This is a genomic window from Streptomyces sp. NBC_00178 (genome assembly GCF_036206005.1).
Lineage (GTDB): Bacteria > Actinomycetota > Actinomycetes > Streptomycetales > Streptomycetaceae > Streptomyces.
Genome location: NZ_CP108143.1, coordinates 5240843 through 5256128 on the forward strand (window position 1 = coordinate 5240843; position 15286 = coordinate 5256128).

The following is a 15286-nucleotide window of genomic DNA, read 5'->3' on the forward strand; positions in this document are numbered from 1 at the left end:
ACCGTGTCCGTCACCGCCACCGACGTCGCCGTACTGGACGACCCGCCCGCCCCCGCCGCCGCGGGCCGGGTCAGGTTCCGCTTCCTGCGCGGGGGGAAGACCCGCACCGGCCTTCTGATCCTCGCGTTCTTCGTGGTCCTCGCCGTGGCGGGCCCCTGGCTCGCCCCGTACGACCCGGACGCGATGAGCGACCAGCTGCTGCGACCGCCGTCCTCCGAGCACTGGTTCGGGACCACCCAGACCGGGCAGGACGTCCTCTCCCAGATCCTGGTCGGCACCCGCGGGGTGCTGCTCGTCGGATTCCTCGCCGGCATCCTGGCGACCGTGCTGTCCGTGCTCATCGGGGTCAGCGCGGGGTTCCTCGGCGGAGCCGCCGACGAGATCCTCTCGATGCTCTCCAACGTCTTCCTCGTCATCCCGGGCCTGCCGCTGATCATCATCATCGCGAGTTTCGTCGAGGACACCGGGGACCTGCTGATAGCCGCCGTCATCGCCCTCACCTCATGGGCCTGGGGGGCGCGCGTGCTGCGCGCCCAGACCCTGTCGCTCCGGCGCCGCGACTACGTGGAGGCGGCCCGCGCCACCGGTGAGTCAACCTGGCGGATCATCCTGTTCGAGGTCATGCCGAACCTCACCGCCGTCATCGCGTCCGGCTTCGTCGGCACCGTCATCTTCGCGGTCCTCTCGGAGATCACCCTCGCCTTCATCGGCGTGGCCGACATCTCCCACTGGAACTGGGGGACGGTGCTCTTCTGGGCGCAGTCCAACCAGGCCCTGGCCCAGGGTGCGTGGTGGTGGTTCGTCCCGGCCGGCCTGTGCATCGCCCTGCTGGGCACCGCGCTCTCCCTCATCAACTTCGGCATCGACGAGTTCGTCAACCCGCGCCTGCGCACCGCGACCGGCTCCTCCCGGAAGGTCCGGATGCGGGTCGGCTTCACCCCCGTGGTCCGCACCGCCGGGCCCCTGTCGCCCGGTGCGTCCGAGCCGCCCGCGTTCACCCCGGTGGTCCGCGACGGCGCGACCCGGCCGCCCGCGCCGGCACCGCCCGGCGCCGCGGCGCCCGACGCCCCCGATTCGCCGGGCACAGCCAGCAAGGAGCACAGCGCATGACCGCCGAGCCGATCCTCACCATCAGCGGCCTGAACGTCGACTACGGCACCGGCGCGGCCGGCGTCCACGCGCTGCGGGACATCGACCTCACCCTGCACCGCGGGGAGGTCCTCGGCCTGGCGGGCGAGTCGGGCTCGGGCAAGTCCACCCTGGCGTACGCCGTCACCCGGCTGCTCTCCCCTCCCGGGGTGATCACCGGGGGCGACGTCCACTACCACCGGCCGGGCGGTGACGCCGTCGACATCCTCGCCCTGAGCCCGGACGAGCTGCGCGCCTTCCGCTGGCAGGAGCTGTCGATCGTGTTCCAGGGTGCGATGAACTCGCTGAACCCGGTGCACACCGTCCACAGCCAGCTCACCGACGTGCTCACCGCGCACCGCCCCGGCATGCGGGCCGCCGAGCGGACCGCGCGGGCGGAGGAGCTGCTGCACCTCGTCGGCATCTCCACCGACCGGCTCGCCGCCTACCCGCACCAGCTCTCCGGCGGCATGCGCCAGCGTGTGATGATCGCGATGGCGCTCGCGCTCGAACCCGAGATCGTCATCATGGACGAACCGACCACCGCACTCGATGTGGTGATGCAGCGTCAGATCCTGCGCCGGCTCGTCCAGCTGCGGGAGGAACTCTCCTTCTCCGTCGTGTTCATCACCCACGACATCTCGCTGCTGATCGAGTTCTCCGACCGCATCGCCATCATGTACGGCGGCCGCATCGTGGAGCAGGCGGACGCCGCCGAGATCTACCGCGACCCCCGCCACCCCTACAGCGCCGGCCTGCTGCACTCCTTCCCCGCGCTGCACGGCCCCCGCCGCGAACTCACGGGCATCCCCGGCTCGCCCCCGCACCTGTCCGCGATGCCCGCCGGCTGCGCCTTCCACCCCCGCTGCGGCAAGGCCTTCGAGCCGTGTGCCGAGCGGGTGCCGGTCCTGGCCCCGCCGGCCGCCGCCCAGGACCGCGAGGTCGCCTGCTGGCTGCACCACTGACCCGATCCGCCCCTCGTCCACCGCCCCCACGGCACACCGGAGTTACGGAGACCCATGAACCTCGCCACGCCCCGCAGCAGCCTGCAGCCCGTCGCCGTCCAGGGACTCCCCGCCGGCTTCCGCTGGGGCGTCGCCACCTCCGCGTACCAGATCGAGGGCGCCGCCTCGGAGGACGGCCGGACCCCGTCGATCTGGGACACCTTCTGCCGGGTCCCGGGTGCGGTGCACCACGCGGAGCACGGAGACGTGGCGTGCGACCACTACCACCGGATGCCCGAGGACGTGGAGCTGATCGCCGGGCTCGGCGTCGACACCTACCGCTTCTCGCTCGCCTGGCCGCGCATCCAGCCGGGCGGCCGTGGCCCCGCCAACGCCAAGGGCCTCGACTTCTACAAGCGGCTGGCCGACGAGCTCAGGAGCCGGGGCATCACGCCCTGGGTCACGCTCTACCACTGGGACCTGCCGCAGGAACTGGAGGACGCGGGCGGCTGGCCGGCCCGCGACACCGCCCTGCGCTTCGCCGATTACGCCATGCTCGCCCACGAGGCACTGGGGGACCGCGTCGAGCACTGGACCACCCTCAACGAGCCCTGGTGCTCGGCGATGCTCGGATACGCCTACGGGGTGCACGCCCCCGGCCGCAGCGACATGGGCGACGCCATGGCGGCCGTGCACCACCTGCTCCTGGGCCACGGCCTCGCCGCCCGGCGGATGCGCGAGGCGGCGGGGAGCCGCCCGCTGGAGCTCGGCATCACGCTCAACCTCGGCACCGCCACCCCGGAGACCGGCAGCGAGGCCGACCGGGAGGCCTGCCGCCGGGCCGACGGCATGGGCACCCGCCTCTACCTCGACCCGGTCGTCCACGGCCGCTATCCCGGGGACGTCGTGGACGACCTCGCGGCGCAGGGCATCGAACTGCCCGTCAGGGACGGCGACCTGGAGGCCATCGCGACGCCCCTCGACGTCCTCGGCGTCAACTTCTACCGCGGTGCCCTGTTCTCCGGAGTGACCGAGGACGGGTCGCCGACCGACGCCGAAGGACTCCCCGTCGTACGCGGCGTCGAACGCGACCTGCCCCGCACCGCCATGGACTGGGAGATCACCCCCACCGAGCTCACCGACCTGCTGCTGCGGCTCCAGCGCGACTACGCGCTGCCGACCGTCATCACCGAGAACGGGGCCGCCTTCGACGACACCGTCGCCGCCGACGGCTCCGTACCCGACACCGACCGCACCGCCTATCTCGCCGACCACATCGCGGCGGTGTCCGAGGCCCGTACGCGGGGGGCCGACGTCCGGGGCTACTTCGCCTGGTCGCTGATGGACAACTTCGAGTGGGCCTACGGCTACGACAAGCGGTTCGGCATCGTCCGCGTCGACTACGACACCCAGCGGCGGACGCTCAAGGACAGCGCCAAGTGGTACCGCGACACGATCCGGCTCACCCGGAACGCCCGCACCGACTGACGTCACCGCACCGACCCGTCACCGGACCAGAGAAGAGCCCCACATGCCCAGCACGCCGCACCACCGCCCACGCCACCGCGCGAGACCGGTCACGGCCGCGCTCGCCGCCGCCACCGTGCTCGCCTCCCTGCTCGCCGGGGCCGTCCCCAGCGCGGCGGCCGACGCCGACGAGCCCGCACCGGTCCTCGTCGACCGCTTCGAGGGCGAGGTCCCCCTCGGCAACCCGCCCGCCGACTCCCTGTTCACCTGGGGCGGCGACGCCGACGACCACCCCGCCCTGACGTTCGAGGAGCGCGCCGACGCCCCCGAGGGCGACAAGGTCCTCCAGGGCACCTACGACATCAGCGCCTGGGGCGGACTCAGCCACGAGTTCGCCGTCGACCAGCCCCCGAAGGACTGGACCGCGCACAAGGGCATCCGCTTCTGGTGGTACGGGCAGAACACCGCGCCCCTGCCGCCCGGTTCGGGCAAGCGGATCAACTTCGAGATCAAGGACGGCGGGGCCAACGGCGGCGCCTCCGAGCTGTGGACCACGTCCTTCACCGACGACTGGGAGGGCTGGCACCAGGTCGAGATCCCCTTCGCGGACTTCGTCTACCGGACCGACTACCAGCCCGTCGGCGGCATCGACCAGGTCCTCGGCCTGAACGAGATGTGGGGTTACGCCGTCACCCTCCCGACCGGCGCCCCCGGTTCCTTCGCCATGGACGCGGTCGAGCTCTACGGGAAGGCCGACCCGGCCCTGAAGTCGAGCGTCGCCGTCGACTCCGCCGTCCACCCCGTCAAGGAGGGCGGCCGGGCGGACGTCAGGATCTCCGTCGCCACCACCGGCTCCCTGCCCACCGAGGAGCCCGTCACCGTCGCCTGGGCCACCAGGGGCGGCAGCGCGGAACCCGGCAAGGACTACACGCCGGCCACCGGCACGCACACCTTCCCCGCCGGCACCGCCTCCGGCACCGCGCACACCGTCACCGTGGTCACCACCAAGGACCGGGGAGCCGAGCCGGCGGAGACGATCCCGCTGGAGCTCACCGTCACCGGCGCCAAGGCGCCGAAGGAGAACCCGCAGGTCGTCATCGACGCCCACGGGCTGCCCTACCAGGACGCGAAGCTCCCCGTGAAGAAGCGCGTGGCGGACCTGCTGTCCCGCATGTCCCCGGCCGAGAAGGCCGGGCAGATGACCCAGGCCGAGCGCAACGCGCTGAAGGCGCAGGGCGACATCGCCACGTACGACCTCGGCTCGCTGCTCTCCGGCGGAGGCTCCGTGCCGACCCCGAACACGGCGGCGGCCTGGGCGAAGATGGTCGACGCCTACCAGTTGCGGGCGCAGGCGACCCGCTTCCAGATCCCGCTGATCTACGGCGTGGACGCCGTGCATGGCCACAACAACGTGGTCGGGTCGACGATCATGCCGCACAACATCGGCATCGGCGCGGGCCGCGACCCGGAGCTGGCCGGGAGGACGGGCGCCGTCACCGCGAACGAGGTACGCGCCACCGGCATCCCGTGGGACTTCGCCCCCTGCGTCTGCGTCACCCGTGACGAGCGCTGGGGCCGTTCCTACGAGGCGTACGGCGAGGACCCCGCCCTGGTCGAGGCCATGGAGACGGTCATCACCGGCATGCAGGGCAGCCCGTCGGGCAAGGACCTCGCCCGCAACGACAAGGTCCTGGCCAGCGCCAAGCACTTCGTCGGCGACGGCGGTACGGAGTTCGGCTCGTCCACCACCGGCTCGTACACCATCGACCAGGGGATCACCAAGGTCACCCGCCAGGAACTGGAGGCCGTGCACCTCGCGCCCTTCGCCGAGTCGGTGAAGCGCGGCGTCGGAACGGTCATGCCGTCCTACTCCTCGCTGGACGTCATCGGCGACGACGCCGGCCCGGGCAAGATGCACGCCAACGCCGAGATGATCAACGGTGTGCTCAAGGACCGGATGGGCTTCGAGGGCTTCGTCATCAGCGACTGGCAGGCCATCGACCAGATACCCGGTGACTACGCGAGCGACGTCCGCACCTCCGTCAACGCCGGTCTCGACATGATCATGGTCCCGACCGCGTACCAGGACTTCACCAGGACGCTCCAGGACGAGGTCGCCGCCGGACGGATCGGCCAGACCCGGATCGACGACGCGGTCTCCCGGATCCTCACCCAGAAGTTCCGCCTCGGCCTCTTCGAGAAGCCGTACGCGGACACGTCGAACCTGGACGACGTCGGCTCCGCCGCACACCGCGCGGTCGCCCGGGAGGCGGCGGCGAAGTCCCAGGTGCTCCTGAAGAACGACGGCGCGGTGCTCCCGCTCAAGGCCTCGCAGAAGGTGTACGTCGCCGGCTCCAACGCCGACGACCTCGGCAACCAGGCCGGCGGCTGGACCGTCAGCTGGCAGGGCGCCTCCGGCGCGACCACCACGGGCACCACGATCCTCAAGGGCATCGAGAAGAACACCTCCTCGGCCACCTTCTCCAAGGACGCCTCCGCCCCGACCGAGGGCTACGACGCCGGAGTCGTCGTCGTCGGCGAGAAGCCCTACGCCGAGGGCATCGGCGACGTCGGCAACGGACACGACCTGGAACTCACCGACGCCGACAAGAAGGCCGTCGACACGGTCTGCGCCGCGATGAAGTGCGCCGTCCTCGTCGTCTCCGGCCGCCCCCAGCTCATCGGGGACCGGCTCGGGGACATCGACGCCCTGGTCGCGTCCTGGCTGCCCGGGACCGAGGGCGACGGCGTCGCCGACGTCCTCTACGGCAAGCGCGCCTTCACCGGGCAGCTGCCCGTGACCTGGCCGAAGTCCGAGTCGCAGCTGCCGGTGAACGTCGGCGACGCGACGTACGACCCGCAGTTCCCCTACGGCTGGGGACTGACCACCCTGCGGAAGGTGCCGTCCGGCGGCGAGGCGACGCTCACCGCGCTCGCCGTCGCCGCGCAGATCGCCGAGCACGCGGGCCTCGGGAAGACCCCGGCGGGCAAGGCGATCGTGGACCGGGCGAGGCTGCTGGTCCAGCAGAGGGCCGGCGGAAGGCCGGCAGCGGCGGTGTCCAAGCCGTTCGCCGAGGCCGACCACCTGCTGCTCACCGGTGACCTGACCGGCGCCGTGGCGAAGCTCCGCACGGCGTACCGCGCCGCGTAACCGCACGAGGGCGACCCGGGCGGGCGACGCATTCGTCGCCCGTTCGGGTTACTTTCGGAGTATGCGGAAGAGGCTGTTCGCCCCCTTGTGGGCCGTCCTGCTGCTGTTGCTCTCAGCGGCCGTGCTGGCCCTGTCCCCGGCCGCCCAGGCCGCCACCTCCACCATCGACGACGCGGCCCGCGCGCTGCGCCAGGGCCCCGTCTACGTGGACCCGGCGGCGGCGAGCCAGCTGTCGGCCTCGCAGGAGGCCGCCCTGGAGAAGAAGATCAAGGACGCCGACAAGCCGGTCTTCGTGGCCGTGCTGCCCGCGACGTCCCAGTTCCCGCCCGACAACCTCCTGCGGAACCTGCGCAGCGACACCGGGATCACCGGTGTCTACGCCGTCCGCCTCGGCGACGGGTTCAGCGCGGGCGCCGACCCCCAGGTGATGCCGACCCGGGCGGTGCAGAACCTCACCACGGCCGTGAAGGCCCCCGGGACGGACACCGACGCCGCGACCCAGTTGAACGCCTTCGTCGACAGCGCGATCGACCAGGCCCGGGGCAGCGCCCCCGCCTCCTGGTCCGGCGGCGGTGCCGGGGACGGCGCGGCGAGCGGAGCTCCGGCGGCCGGCCTGATCGTCCTCGGCGGTGTCGTCGTGGCAGGCGGGGCCATCGCGTTCACGGTCGTCCGCCGGAACCGCAAGCGCAAGGAGGAAGAGGAGCGGGTCGCTCTCGAAAGGCTCCGGGTCGTCGTGGACGAGGACATCACCGCGTACGGCGAGACGCTCGACCGGCTGGACTTCAAGCCGGGGGAGCCCGGCGCCGACGACGCGATGCGCGCCGACTACGAACGCGCGCTGGACTCCTACGAGGACGCCAAGTCCCGCATGGGCAACGCCCGCCACCCCTCCGACGTGCGCGGAGTCACCAAGGCCCTGGAGGACGGGCGGTTCTCCCTCGCCGTCCTGGACGCCCGGCGCACACACCGTGAACTGCCGGCCCGCCGGCCGCCCTGCTTCTTCGACCCGCGCCACGGCCCCTCGGTCGCCGACGTCATGTGGACGCCCGCCGGCGGTGCGGCGCGCGAGGTGCCGGTCTGCGGCGCGGACCGGACGCGGCTGCGGGAGGGCGACGACCCGATGAGCCGCACGGTCGACGTCGGCGACGGCCGCCGCCGTCCGTACTGGGAGGCCGGCCCGGCCTACGGCCCCTGGGCCGGCGGCTACTTCGGCGGCGGCCTGCTGCCCGGCCTCCTGATCGGGACCGTGCTGGGCTCCGCCCTCTCCACCCCGGCCTACGCGGCCGAATACGGCGGAGGCGACTTCGGCGGCGGTGACTGGAGCGGCGGAGACGTGTCCGGGTCCGACTTCGACTCCTCCGGCTTCGGCGGGTTCGGAGACGGCGGCGGCTTCGGTGACGGCGGAGGTTTCGGCGGAGGCGGCGGCTTCGACGGCGGCGGCGGGTTCTGAAGGCGGCCCGCCCGCGCTCCCCGGGGCCGCCCCGCTCTGTCCCCGGGGGGCAGCTCACCGAGAGGCGGCTTTCCGGGCGGGCCGCTCCTCCCACGTCTCGGGCGACCACACGCCCGAACGCTTGAGCGATGCCGGGCAGTGCAGGTATATCTCGTCGATGTCCACGACCAGGGCGAGGTCGGGGCGCCGGCCCTTGACCTTCATCTCGTCGAAGACCGGGGCGTCCGTGAGGATCCGGGCCCGGCCGTTGATCCGCAGCACCGTCATGGCGCCCGGTATCAGGTACAGCAGGCCCACGTGCGGGTTGGCCAGGATGTTGTGGAAGCTGTCCCCGCGCCGGTTGCCCGGCAGGTCGGGCATGACGATCGTCCGCGCGTCCAGGACCCGGGTGAAACCGGCCTCACCGCCGCGCGGGGAGGTGTCGCAGTTCCCGTCGGCGTCCGAGGTGGACACGGCGCAGAACGGCGAGCGGGCCAGCAGGTCGACATCGGCCTCGGTCAGCGCGTCATGGACCTTCTCGATCACGATGGGCCACGGTTCGCCCATGATCTCGCGCAACTGCTCGGCGGACTCCAGGGGTACGGCTCCGGCCAGTGGGTCCGTGGTGCCGGCGGGGGCGGCCGGGATGGTCTCGGTCGCGGCGTTCGACAAGGGATTCTCCGTACCTCGTGAGGGCGCGGCAGCGGGGCGCTGACCTGGCATTGTTAGGCTCACCTTACTTGTGCTCACCGGTGCGTCCGGTCCCGGGGGTGTGCCCGCCGCGGCCCGTGCGCCGCCCCGGCATCACCTGGTGGCGCACGGCGCGATCGGGTGACAGGCTTGACCGGTGGACCGTGACCGGGTGGAGAAGCAGCTGCTGGACGGCCTGACCGTCGACACGAGCAGGCCGGAACAGCCCGTCCTGCTCGACGACGCGGGCAGGCCGATAAGGACCTGGCGCGAGAACTACCCCTACGACCGCAGGATCCGGCGCAAGGAGTACGAGCGCACCAAGCGCATCCTGCAGATCGAGCTGCTGAAGCTCCAGCGGTGGACCAAGGACACCGGCGCCCGGGTCGTCGTGGTGTGCGAGGGGCGTGACGCGGCCGGCAAGGGCGGCACCATCCAGCGGTTCACCGAGCGCCTCAACCCGCGTGGCGCACGCATCGTGGCCCTGGACAAGCCCACGGACCGCGAGCGGGGGCAGTGGTACTTCCAGCGCTACGTGGCGCACCTGCCGGGCCCCGGCGAGCTCGTGTTCTTCGACCGCTCCTGGTACAACCGGGCCGGAGTCGAACGCGTCATGGGCTTCTGCACCCAGCCCGAGTACGAACTCTTCCTGGAGCAGTGCCCGGCGTTCGAGAAGATGCTCGTCGACGACGGGGTCATCGTCGTGAAGTTCTGGTTCTCCGTCTCCCGCGCGGAACAGCGCACCCGCTTCGCCATCCGGCAGGTCGACCCCGTGCGCCAGTGGAAGCTGTCACCCACGGACATCGACTCGCTCGACCGGTGGGACGACTACACGACGGCGAAGATCGACATGTTCCGGGCGACCGACACCGTGCACGCACCGTGGACCGTCGTCAAGAGCAACGACAAGCGCCGGGCCCGCCTCGAAGCCATGCGCAGCCTCCTGGCCCGTGTCGACTACGCGGCGAAGGACTCCGACGTCGTCGGCAAGCCGGACCCCCTCGTCGTGGGCGCCGCCGCCACCCTCCTGGAACCGGGCGAGGAGGACACCGCTCTCTCGCCCACACGGCTCGCGCCCCACGCCGACGGCCCGGGGCAGCACCCCTAGGAGGGCCCGGCGGGCACGGCGTCGTGGAACGGCCCGGAGGTTCGTCTACCCGGCGGTGAGGCCGGCGAGGACGAGGTCGATGCCGGCGAGGAACTGCTCGTGGTCGTCGTGGTCACGCAGTCCGCTCGCGGCGGCCCGGGTGAACGGGTAGTCCTCGGGGTCGAGTTCCTCCCACGCCCTCGCCACGCTGTCGAGGAACTCGGGCCGGTCCACGCCGGGTCCGAGCGCGCGGCCGCTCGCGATGTTCGCGGCGTTCTGGCCGGCGGCGCCGAGAATGTAGTGCACCAGCACCGAGGTCGCCGTGAACCAGCCGGCCTCGGGCACGCCCAGCGCGCGGACGTGCCGGCCGATGCTCTCGAAGATCCGCGGCGTCACCCGCCCCCAGGGGCTCCGGGCGAGCTGGGTGGCGAGCTGGGCGGCGAGCCACGGATGCTTCCCGACCGCGTCGAACAGGCCGAGCCCGACGGCACGGATCCCGTCCTGCGGCGACTCCGCGGACGCGCGGGAGTCGGGGGAGTCGGCGGCCGTCTCGGAGGGGGCGAGGGCCAGGGCGGCGGCGAGGACCCCCTCCGTCGCGGCTCCCAGCAGCTCCTCCTTGTTCGCCACGTGCCAGTAGATCGCCCCTGGTCCGGTGGCGAGCCGTTCCGTCAGGGCTCGGAAGGTGAGCCCGCCCTCGCCGACCGTGTCGAGCAGCTCGACGGCGGCGTCGACGATCCGCTCCCGGGAGAGGGCCTCCGTGCGCCGTGACGACCGGCGGGTGCTCGTTGCCATGACGCCATTTTGACATATCTGGAGCGCCGTTCCAGCATGGATGGAACAACATTCCAGAGCGGGCGGTCCCGGCTCGGCCCGAGCCGGGACCGCCCCGTTGCGAAGGAGCGTCGATGCACACCCCCGTCACGATCATCGGAGCCGGACTCGGCGGGCTCACCCTCGCCCGGGTCCTGCACGTCCATGGCGTCCCCGCGACGGTCTACGAGGCCGAGCCCTCGGCCCGGGCCCGCACGCAGGGCGGTCAGCTCGACATCCACGAGAACAACGGGCAGGCGGCGCTCGAAGCGGCCGGTCTCGCCGACGCCTTCCGCGCGATCGTCCACGAGGGTGGTGAGGCCCTTCGGGTACTCAGCCCGGACGGCGCCGTCCTGTTCGACGCGCCCGACGACGGTGCGGGCGGACGCCCGGAGGTGCTGCGCGGCGACCTGCGCCGCGTCCTGCTCGACTCCCTTCCGGACGGCACCGTCCGCTGGGGCCGCAAGGTCACCGGCGTCCGGTCCCTCGGCGACGGCCGCCACGAGGTGTCCTTCGCCGGCGAGCCGGCCGTGACCACCGGCCTGCTCGTCGGCGCGGACGGTGCGTGGTCGAAGGTCAGGCCGCTGCTGTCCGACGCCCGGCCCGCGTACGTCGGCACCTCGTACGTCGAGACCTACCTGTACGACGGCGACACCCGGCACCCCGCCTCCGCGAAGGCAGTGGGCAGCGGCTCACTCTTCGCGCTCGCGCGGGGGAAGGGGATCCAGGCGCACCGCGAGAGTGGCGGCACCCTCCACACCTACGTCGCGCTCTCCAAACCCCAGGACTGGTTCGCGGGCATCGACTTCACCGACTCCGCCGCCGCCACGGCGCGCATCGCCGAGGAGTTCGACGGCTGGGCGCCCGAGCTCACCGCGCTGATCACCGACGGGGAGACCGCGCCGGTGCTGCGTCCGCTCCACACCCTGCCGGACGACCACCGCTGGGACCGGGTGCCGGGGGTGACCCTGCTGGGCGACGCCGCCCACCTCATGATCCCGTCCGGTGAGGGCGCCAACCTGGCCATGTACGACGGCGCGGAACTGGGCCGGGCCATCGCGGCGCGCCCCGACGACATCGAGGCCGCGCTCACGGCCTACGAGGAGGCCATGTTCCGTCGCAGCTCCGAGGAGGCCGGCGAGGCCGTCCTCCTGCACGAGCGCATGTTCGGCGCCGACGCACCCCACGGCCTGATCGGCATGTTCACCGGGTGAGCGGGAGGGGTACGGGGGTGCCGGTTACGCCGGGAAGCGGCCGGCGATGCTCAGGAACGCGGCCCAGGCGGCCGGAGGCACGGTGAGCTCGGGGCCGTCGGAAACCTTGGAGTCGCGGATGTGCACGGCGGCGGGATGGGCGGAGACCTCGACGCAGGTGCCGCCCTGATCGCTGCTGTAGCTGGGCTTGTGCCAGTCGTAGGCGACTTCGAGGCAGGCGCCACCCTGGTCGCTGCTGTGGCTGGACTTGAACCACGAGAGATGTGTGCCGTGTGCCACGCGAGTCATGACGCTCCAAGCAGGTCGTCCAGTAGGCGCGCACTGTTCTCGACGGAAAGCGCCTGCGAACGCAGCATCCCATATTTCTGGTGGAGGACACTTACGGTGTCCGGATCGTCATGGAGCACGCTGGTCAACTGCGCTTCCACGTAAGCCAGATGATCGTGATCCGGTGTCTCCAGCAGGACCACCGGTCCGGCCAGACCGGCGTGTTTGGGGAGCTTCATGGGCATGATCTGCAGTCCCAGGAAGGGCAGTTCCATGCTCTCGCGCAGGCGTCGGATCTGGTTCTGCCGCATGGCGGGGGGTCCGATCTCGCTGCGCAGGACGCTCTCCTCCAGGATGAAGTGGAGCATGGGGCGCGGCCTGCGTTCGAGGAGTCGCTGCCGGTCGATCCGGGCGACGACCCACTCCTCGCGTTGCTCCTCTTCGAGTGGCGGATAGAGGCAGGAGAACAAGAAGCGCGCGTAGTCCTCCGTCTGGAGAAGCCCCGGAACGACCTGGTTCTCGTACCACAGCAGCGTCACCGCCTCCTGCTCGTACTCCACGAAGTCCTGCACGAACGCCGGGAACCGCTCCTTCTGCGGCACCTTCGACACGGCGACCCGCAACACGCCCTTGGTGTCCAGCAGTTCGTCCAGCTGTGCCGCGAAGTCCGCCTGGAGCGCCCGTCGCCCCTGCTCGATCGAGGCGATCGTGTCCTCGCCGACACAGAACCGGTCGGCCAGCGACGTCTGCGTGTGCCCGGCCGCCCGGCGGAAGGCGGCGAGCTGCGCGCCGATGAGGTGCCAGGACGTGACCCGCTTGTTCTTCTTCGCCGAGTGCATGAAGTGCCTCTCCCCGTACGTGAACCCCGCCGGACCCGTCAGCGCCCGTACAGAAGCGGTGTACGACCTGACGCGGTGACCCACAGTAGTGACGTTCTGTGACAGTCGTCCCGTGAATCAATCAACGCAACCCGTCCCCTTCCGCGAGGCGTTCTACCGCCGTGAGCGCAGGTCCGTCCCCCTCGCGCGCCAGTTCGTCCGTGAAGCCCTGGCCGACTGGGCGTGCGGGGTGGATCCCGACGACGTGCTGCTCTGTGTGAGCGAACTCGCCACCAACGCGCTGGTCCACGGCGTCCCGCCAGGGAGGGGGTTCCGCGTGCAGCTGACCTGGAAGGACGCGCTCCGGATCGAGGTCCACGACAGCGGGGGCGGCGAGGTCCGCGAGGAGCCCGGCCCCGCCCCCTGCGCGGAGTACGGACGTGGCCTGCTGCTCGTCGGAGCGCTCGCCGACGCCTGGGGGGTGGGGGAGCGGAGTCCGGGCAAGACGGTCTGGTGCGAGTTTGCCGGATCGGCAAGCAAGTTTGTCGGATCGGGACGCCGGGCGCACCATCTCCCGTAACAGGAGGTGATTCGCATGAGCGAGACGAAACAGCGGTACGACGTCGTGGTCGTCGGCGGCGGGGCCGCCGGGCTGAGCGGAGCCCTGGCCCTGGCCCGGGCGAGACGCTCCGTGCTCGTGATCGACTCGGGCAGCCCGCGCAACGCCCCCGCGTCCCACGTGCACAACTACCTGGGCCGGGAGGGCACCCCGCCCTCGGAGCTGCTGGCCATCGGCCGGACCGAGGCGGCGGAGTACGGCGCCGGGATCGTCCGGGGCGAGGTCGTCTCGGCCGAGAGGCTGCCGGGCGGCGGATTCCGTGTCGTGCGGGCGGACGGGGAAGCCGTCGAGGCCCGTCGTCTGCTGGTGACCACGGGGATCGTCGACGAGCTGCCGCCGGTGGAGGGCCTCGCCGAGCGCTGGGGCGACGAGGTGCTGCACTGCCCGTACTGCCACGGCTGGGAGGTGCGGGACCGGCCGGTCGGCGTGCTGGCGCTCAGCCCCATGGCCGTCCACCAGGCCCTGCTCTGGCGGCAGTGGACCGACGACGTGGTGCTGTTCCGCCACGAGCGGCCCGACTTCACCGACGAGGAGTACGAGCAGCTCGCCGCCCGGGGTGTTGCGGTGGTGGAGGGCGCGGTGGCCGGTCTTGAGGTGACCGACGGCCGGCTCACCGGTGTGCGGCTGGCCGGAGGCGCGGTGATCCCCCGGGAGGCGGTCGTCGTCCAGCCCCGGTTCACCGCGCGGTCGGCGGTCCTGGAGAGCCTCGGGCTGGTGCCCACCGACATGCTGATGGGCGACCACGTCGTCGGCAGCTACATCGCGGCCGACCCCTCCGGAGCCACCGATGAGCCCGGGGTATGGGTGGCCGGTAACGTCGCCAACCTCATGGAACAGGTCGTCGGCGCGGCCGCAGCCGGGCTCAAGGCCGCATCGATGATCAACATGGACCTCGTCACCGACGACACCGCCCGCGCGGTCGAGGCACGCCGCACCCCCTTCTCGGCCGAGGCCGAGCGCCAGGTCACCGAGCGTGTGCTCGGGGACCGCCGTCACGGACTGCAGGAGACGCGATGACCACCGACAGCACCAGGACCGACGCCGAGATGTGGGACGACCGGTACCGCGAGAGCGACCGGATCTGGAGCGGGAAGCCCAACACCGTCCTGGTCCGTGAGGTCGAGGACCTGAAGCCGGGACGCGCCCTCGACCTCGGCTGCGGCGAGGGGGCCGACGCGGTCTGGCTCGCGCGGGGCGGCTGGCAGGTCACCGCGACCGACATCTCACGCGTCGCGCTGGAGCGGGCGGCGGTGCACGCGGCCGACGCCGGTGTCACGGACCGGGTCGACTGGCAGTGGCACGACCTGGGGGCCACGTTCCCGGCGGGGGAGTACGACCTGGTCTCCGCGCAGTTCCTGCACTCCATGGGGGACCTGCCGCGCGAACGGATCCTGCGGCAGGCCGCGGCGGCCGTCGCACCCGGTGGCGTGCTCCTGATCGTCGGGCACGCGGGCTTCCCCTCCTGGGACCACGGCCACGCGGACATGGAGCTGCCCACGACGGACGAGGTGCTCGCCTCCCTCGAACTCCCGGACGGGGAGTGGGAGGTGCTGCTCAGCGGGGAGCACGAGCGGGTCCAGAACGACCCGGACGGCAACCCCACCACGCGCACGGACAACGCGCTGAAGGTCCGCCGCGCGGGGTGAGTCCCCGCCGGCCGGG

14 protein-coding genes are annotated in these 15286 nt (G+C 72.0%); 10 read left to right on the forward strand and 4 right to left on the reverse strand.

All coding sequences use genetic code 11. The features are described from left to right. Nucleotides 1–3: 3 nt before the first annotated feature. From OHT61_RS23065 to OHT61_RS23085, 5 genes are all read left to right on the forward strand, one after another. Complete coding sequence (locus OHT61_RS23065; RefSeq protein WP_443049624.1) at nucleotides 4–1110, forward strand: ABC transporter permease; 1107 nt, start codon at nucleotides 4–6, stop codon at nucleotides 1108–1110. Further along, nucleotides 1107–2093 carry an ABC transporter ATP-binding protein gene (locus OHT61_RS23070; RefSeq protein ID WP_329040833.1) on the forward strand — a complete coding sequence of 329 codons (987 nt, stop codon included), beginning with the start codon at nucleotides 1107–1109 and terminating at the stop codon, nucleotides 2091–2093. Before OHT61_RS23065 ends, OHT61_RS23070 begins: the two co-directional genes overlap by 4 nt. 54 nt (nucleotides 2094–2147) lie before the next feature. Continuing rightward, complete coding sequence (locus OHT61_RS23075; protein WP_329040834.1) at nucleotides 2148–3560, forward strand: GH1 family beta-glucosidase; 1413 nt, start codon at nucleotides 2148–2150, stop codon at nucleotides 3558–3560. A 43-nt stretch (nucleotides 3561–3603) separates the two neighbouring features. Further along, nucleotides 3604–6690, forward strand: a complete 3087-nt coding sequence (locus tag OHT61_RS23080) for a glycoside hydrolase family 3 N-terminal domain-containing protein (protein WP_329040835.1) — start codon at nucleotides 3604–3606, stop codon at nucleotides 6688–6690. Between the two features lie 61 nt (nucleotides 6691–6751). Further along, the gene (locus OHT61_RS23085; RefSeq protein ID WP_329040837.1) at nucleotides 6752–8140 is read left to right on the forward strand and encodes a hypothetical protein; all 1389 of its coding nucleotides are present in this window, start codon (nucleotides 6752–6754) and stop codon (nucleotides 8138–8140) included. A gap of 54 nt (nucleotides 8141–8194) precedes the next feature. Here OHT61_RS23085 and OHT61_RS23090 read toward each other — a convergent pair whose 3' ends face one another. Beyond that, nucleotides 8195–8791: an MSMEG_1061 family FMN-dependent PPOX-type flavoprotein gene (locus tag OHT61_RS23090; RefSeq protein WP_329040838.1), complete on the reverse strand. Its 597-nt coding sequence runs from the start codon at nucleotides 8789–8791 to the stop codon at nucleotides 8195–8197. A 175-nt stretch (nucleotides 8792–8966) separates the two neighbouring features. Between OHT61_RS23090 and ppk2 the strand changes: the two genes are divergently transcribed. Beyond that, nucleotides 8967–9917 carry a polyphosphate kinase 2 gene (gene ppk2 / locus OHT61_RS23095; protein WP_329040839.1) on the forward strand — a complete coding sequence of 317 codons (951 nt, stop codon included), beginning with the start codon at nucleotides 8967–8969 and terminating at the stop codon, nucleotides 9915–9917. Nucleotides 9918–9962: 45 nt separating this feature from the next. Here the strand turns inward: ppk2 and OHT61_RS23100 are convergent, their stop codons facing one another. Continuing rightward, nucleotides 9963–10688: a TetR/AcrR family transcriptional regulator gene (locus tag OHT61_RS23100; RefSeq protein WP_329040841.1), complete on the reverse strand. Its 726-nt coding sequence runs from the start codon at nucleotides 10686–10688 to the stop codon at nucleotides 9963–9965. A gap of 113 nt (nucleotides 10689–10801) precedes the next feature. On the opposite strand from OHT61_RS23100, the gene OHT61_RS23105 reads away from it, so the two are divergent. Then, the gene (locus OHT61_RS23105; protein ID WP_329040842.1) at nucleotides 10802–11920 is read left to right on the forward strand and encodes an FAD-dependent oxidoreductase; all 1119 of its coding nucleotides are present in this window, start codon (nucleotides 10802–10804) and stop codon (nucleotides 11918–11920) included. A gap of 24 nt (nucleotides 11921–11944) precedes the next feature. Here the strand turns inward: OHT61_RS23105 and OHT61_RS23110 are convergent, their stop codons facing one another. Both OHT61_RS23110 and OHT61_RS23115 read right to left on the reverse strand, forming a co-directional pair. Further along, nucleotides 11945–12208: a DUF397 domain-containing protein gene (locus OHT61_RS23110; protein ID WP_329040844.1), complete on the reverse strand. Its 264-nt coding sequence runs from the start codon at nucleotides 12206–12208 to the stop codon at nucleotides 11945–11947. After that, nucleotides 12205–13026, reverse strand: coding sequence for a helix-turn-helix domain-containing protein (locus tag OHT61_RS23115; protein ID WP_329040845.1), 822 nt, complete (start codon nucleotides 13024–13026; stop codon nucleotides 12205–12207). Before OHT61_RS23115 ends, OHT61_RS23110 begins: the two co-directional genes overlap by 4 nt. Before the next feature lie 112 nt (nucleotides 13027–13138). Between OHT61_RS23115 and OHT61_RS23120 the strand changes: the two genes are divergently transcribed. The 3 genes from OHT61_RS23120 to OHT61_RS23130 are packed head-to-tail and all read left to right on the forward strand — an operon-like array spanning nucleotide 13139 to nucleotide 15270. Beyond that, the gene (locus tag OHT61_RS23120; RefSeq protein ID WP_329040847.1) at nucleotides 13139–13585 is read left to right on the forward strand and encodes an ATP-binding protein; all 447 of its coding nucleotides are present in this window, start codon (nucleotides 13139–13141) and stop codon (nucleotides 13583–13585) included. Between the two features lie 15 nt (nucleotides 13586–13600). After that, a complete protein-coding gene (locus OHT61_RS23125; protein WP_329040849.1) occupies nucleotides 13601–14641 on the forward strand; it encodes an NAD(P)/FAD-dependent oxidoreductase in 1041 nt (346 codons plus the stop codon). Further along, nucleotides 14638–15270 (forward strand): SAM-dependent methyltransferase, encoded by a 633-nt coding sequence (locus tag OHT61_RS23130; RefSeq protein WP_329040851.1) that lies wholly within the window; start codon nucleotides 14638–14640, stop codon nucleotides 15268–15270. Before OHT61_RS23125 ends, OHT61_RS23130 begins: the two co-directional genes overlap by 4 nt. The last annotated feature ends 16 nt before the right edge of the window (nucleotides 15271–15286 follow it).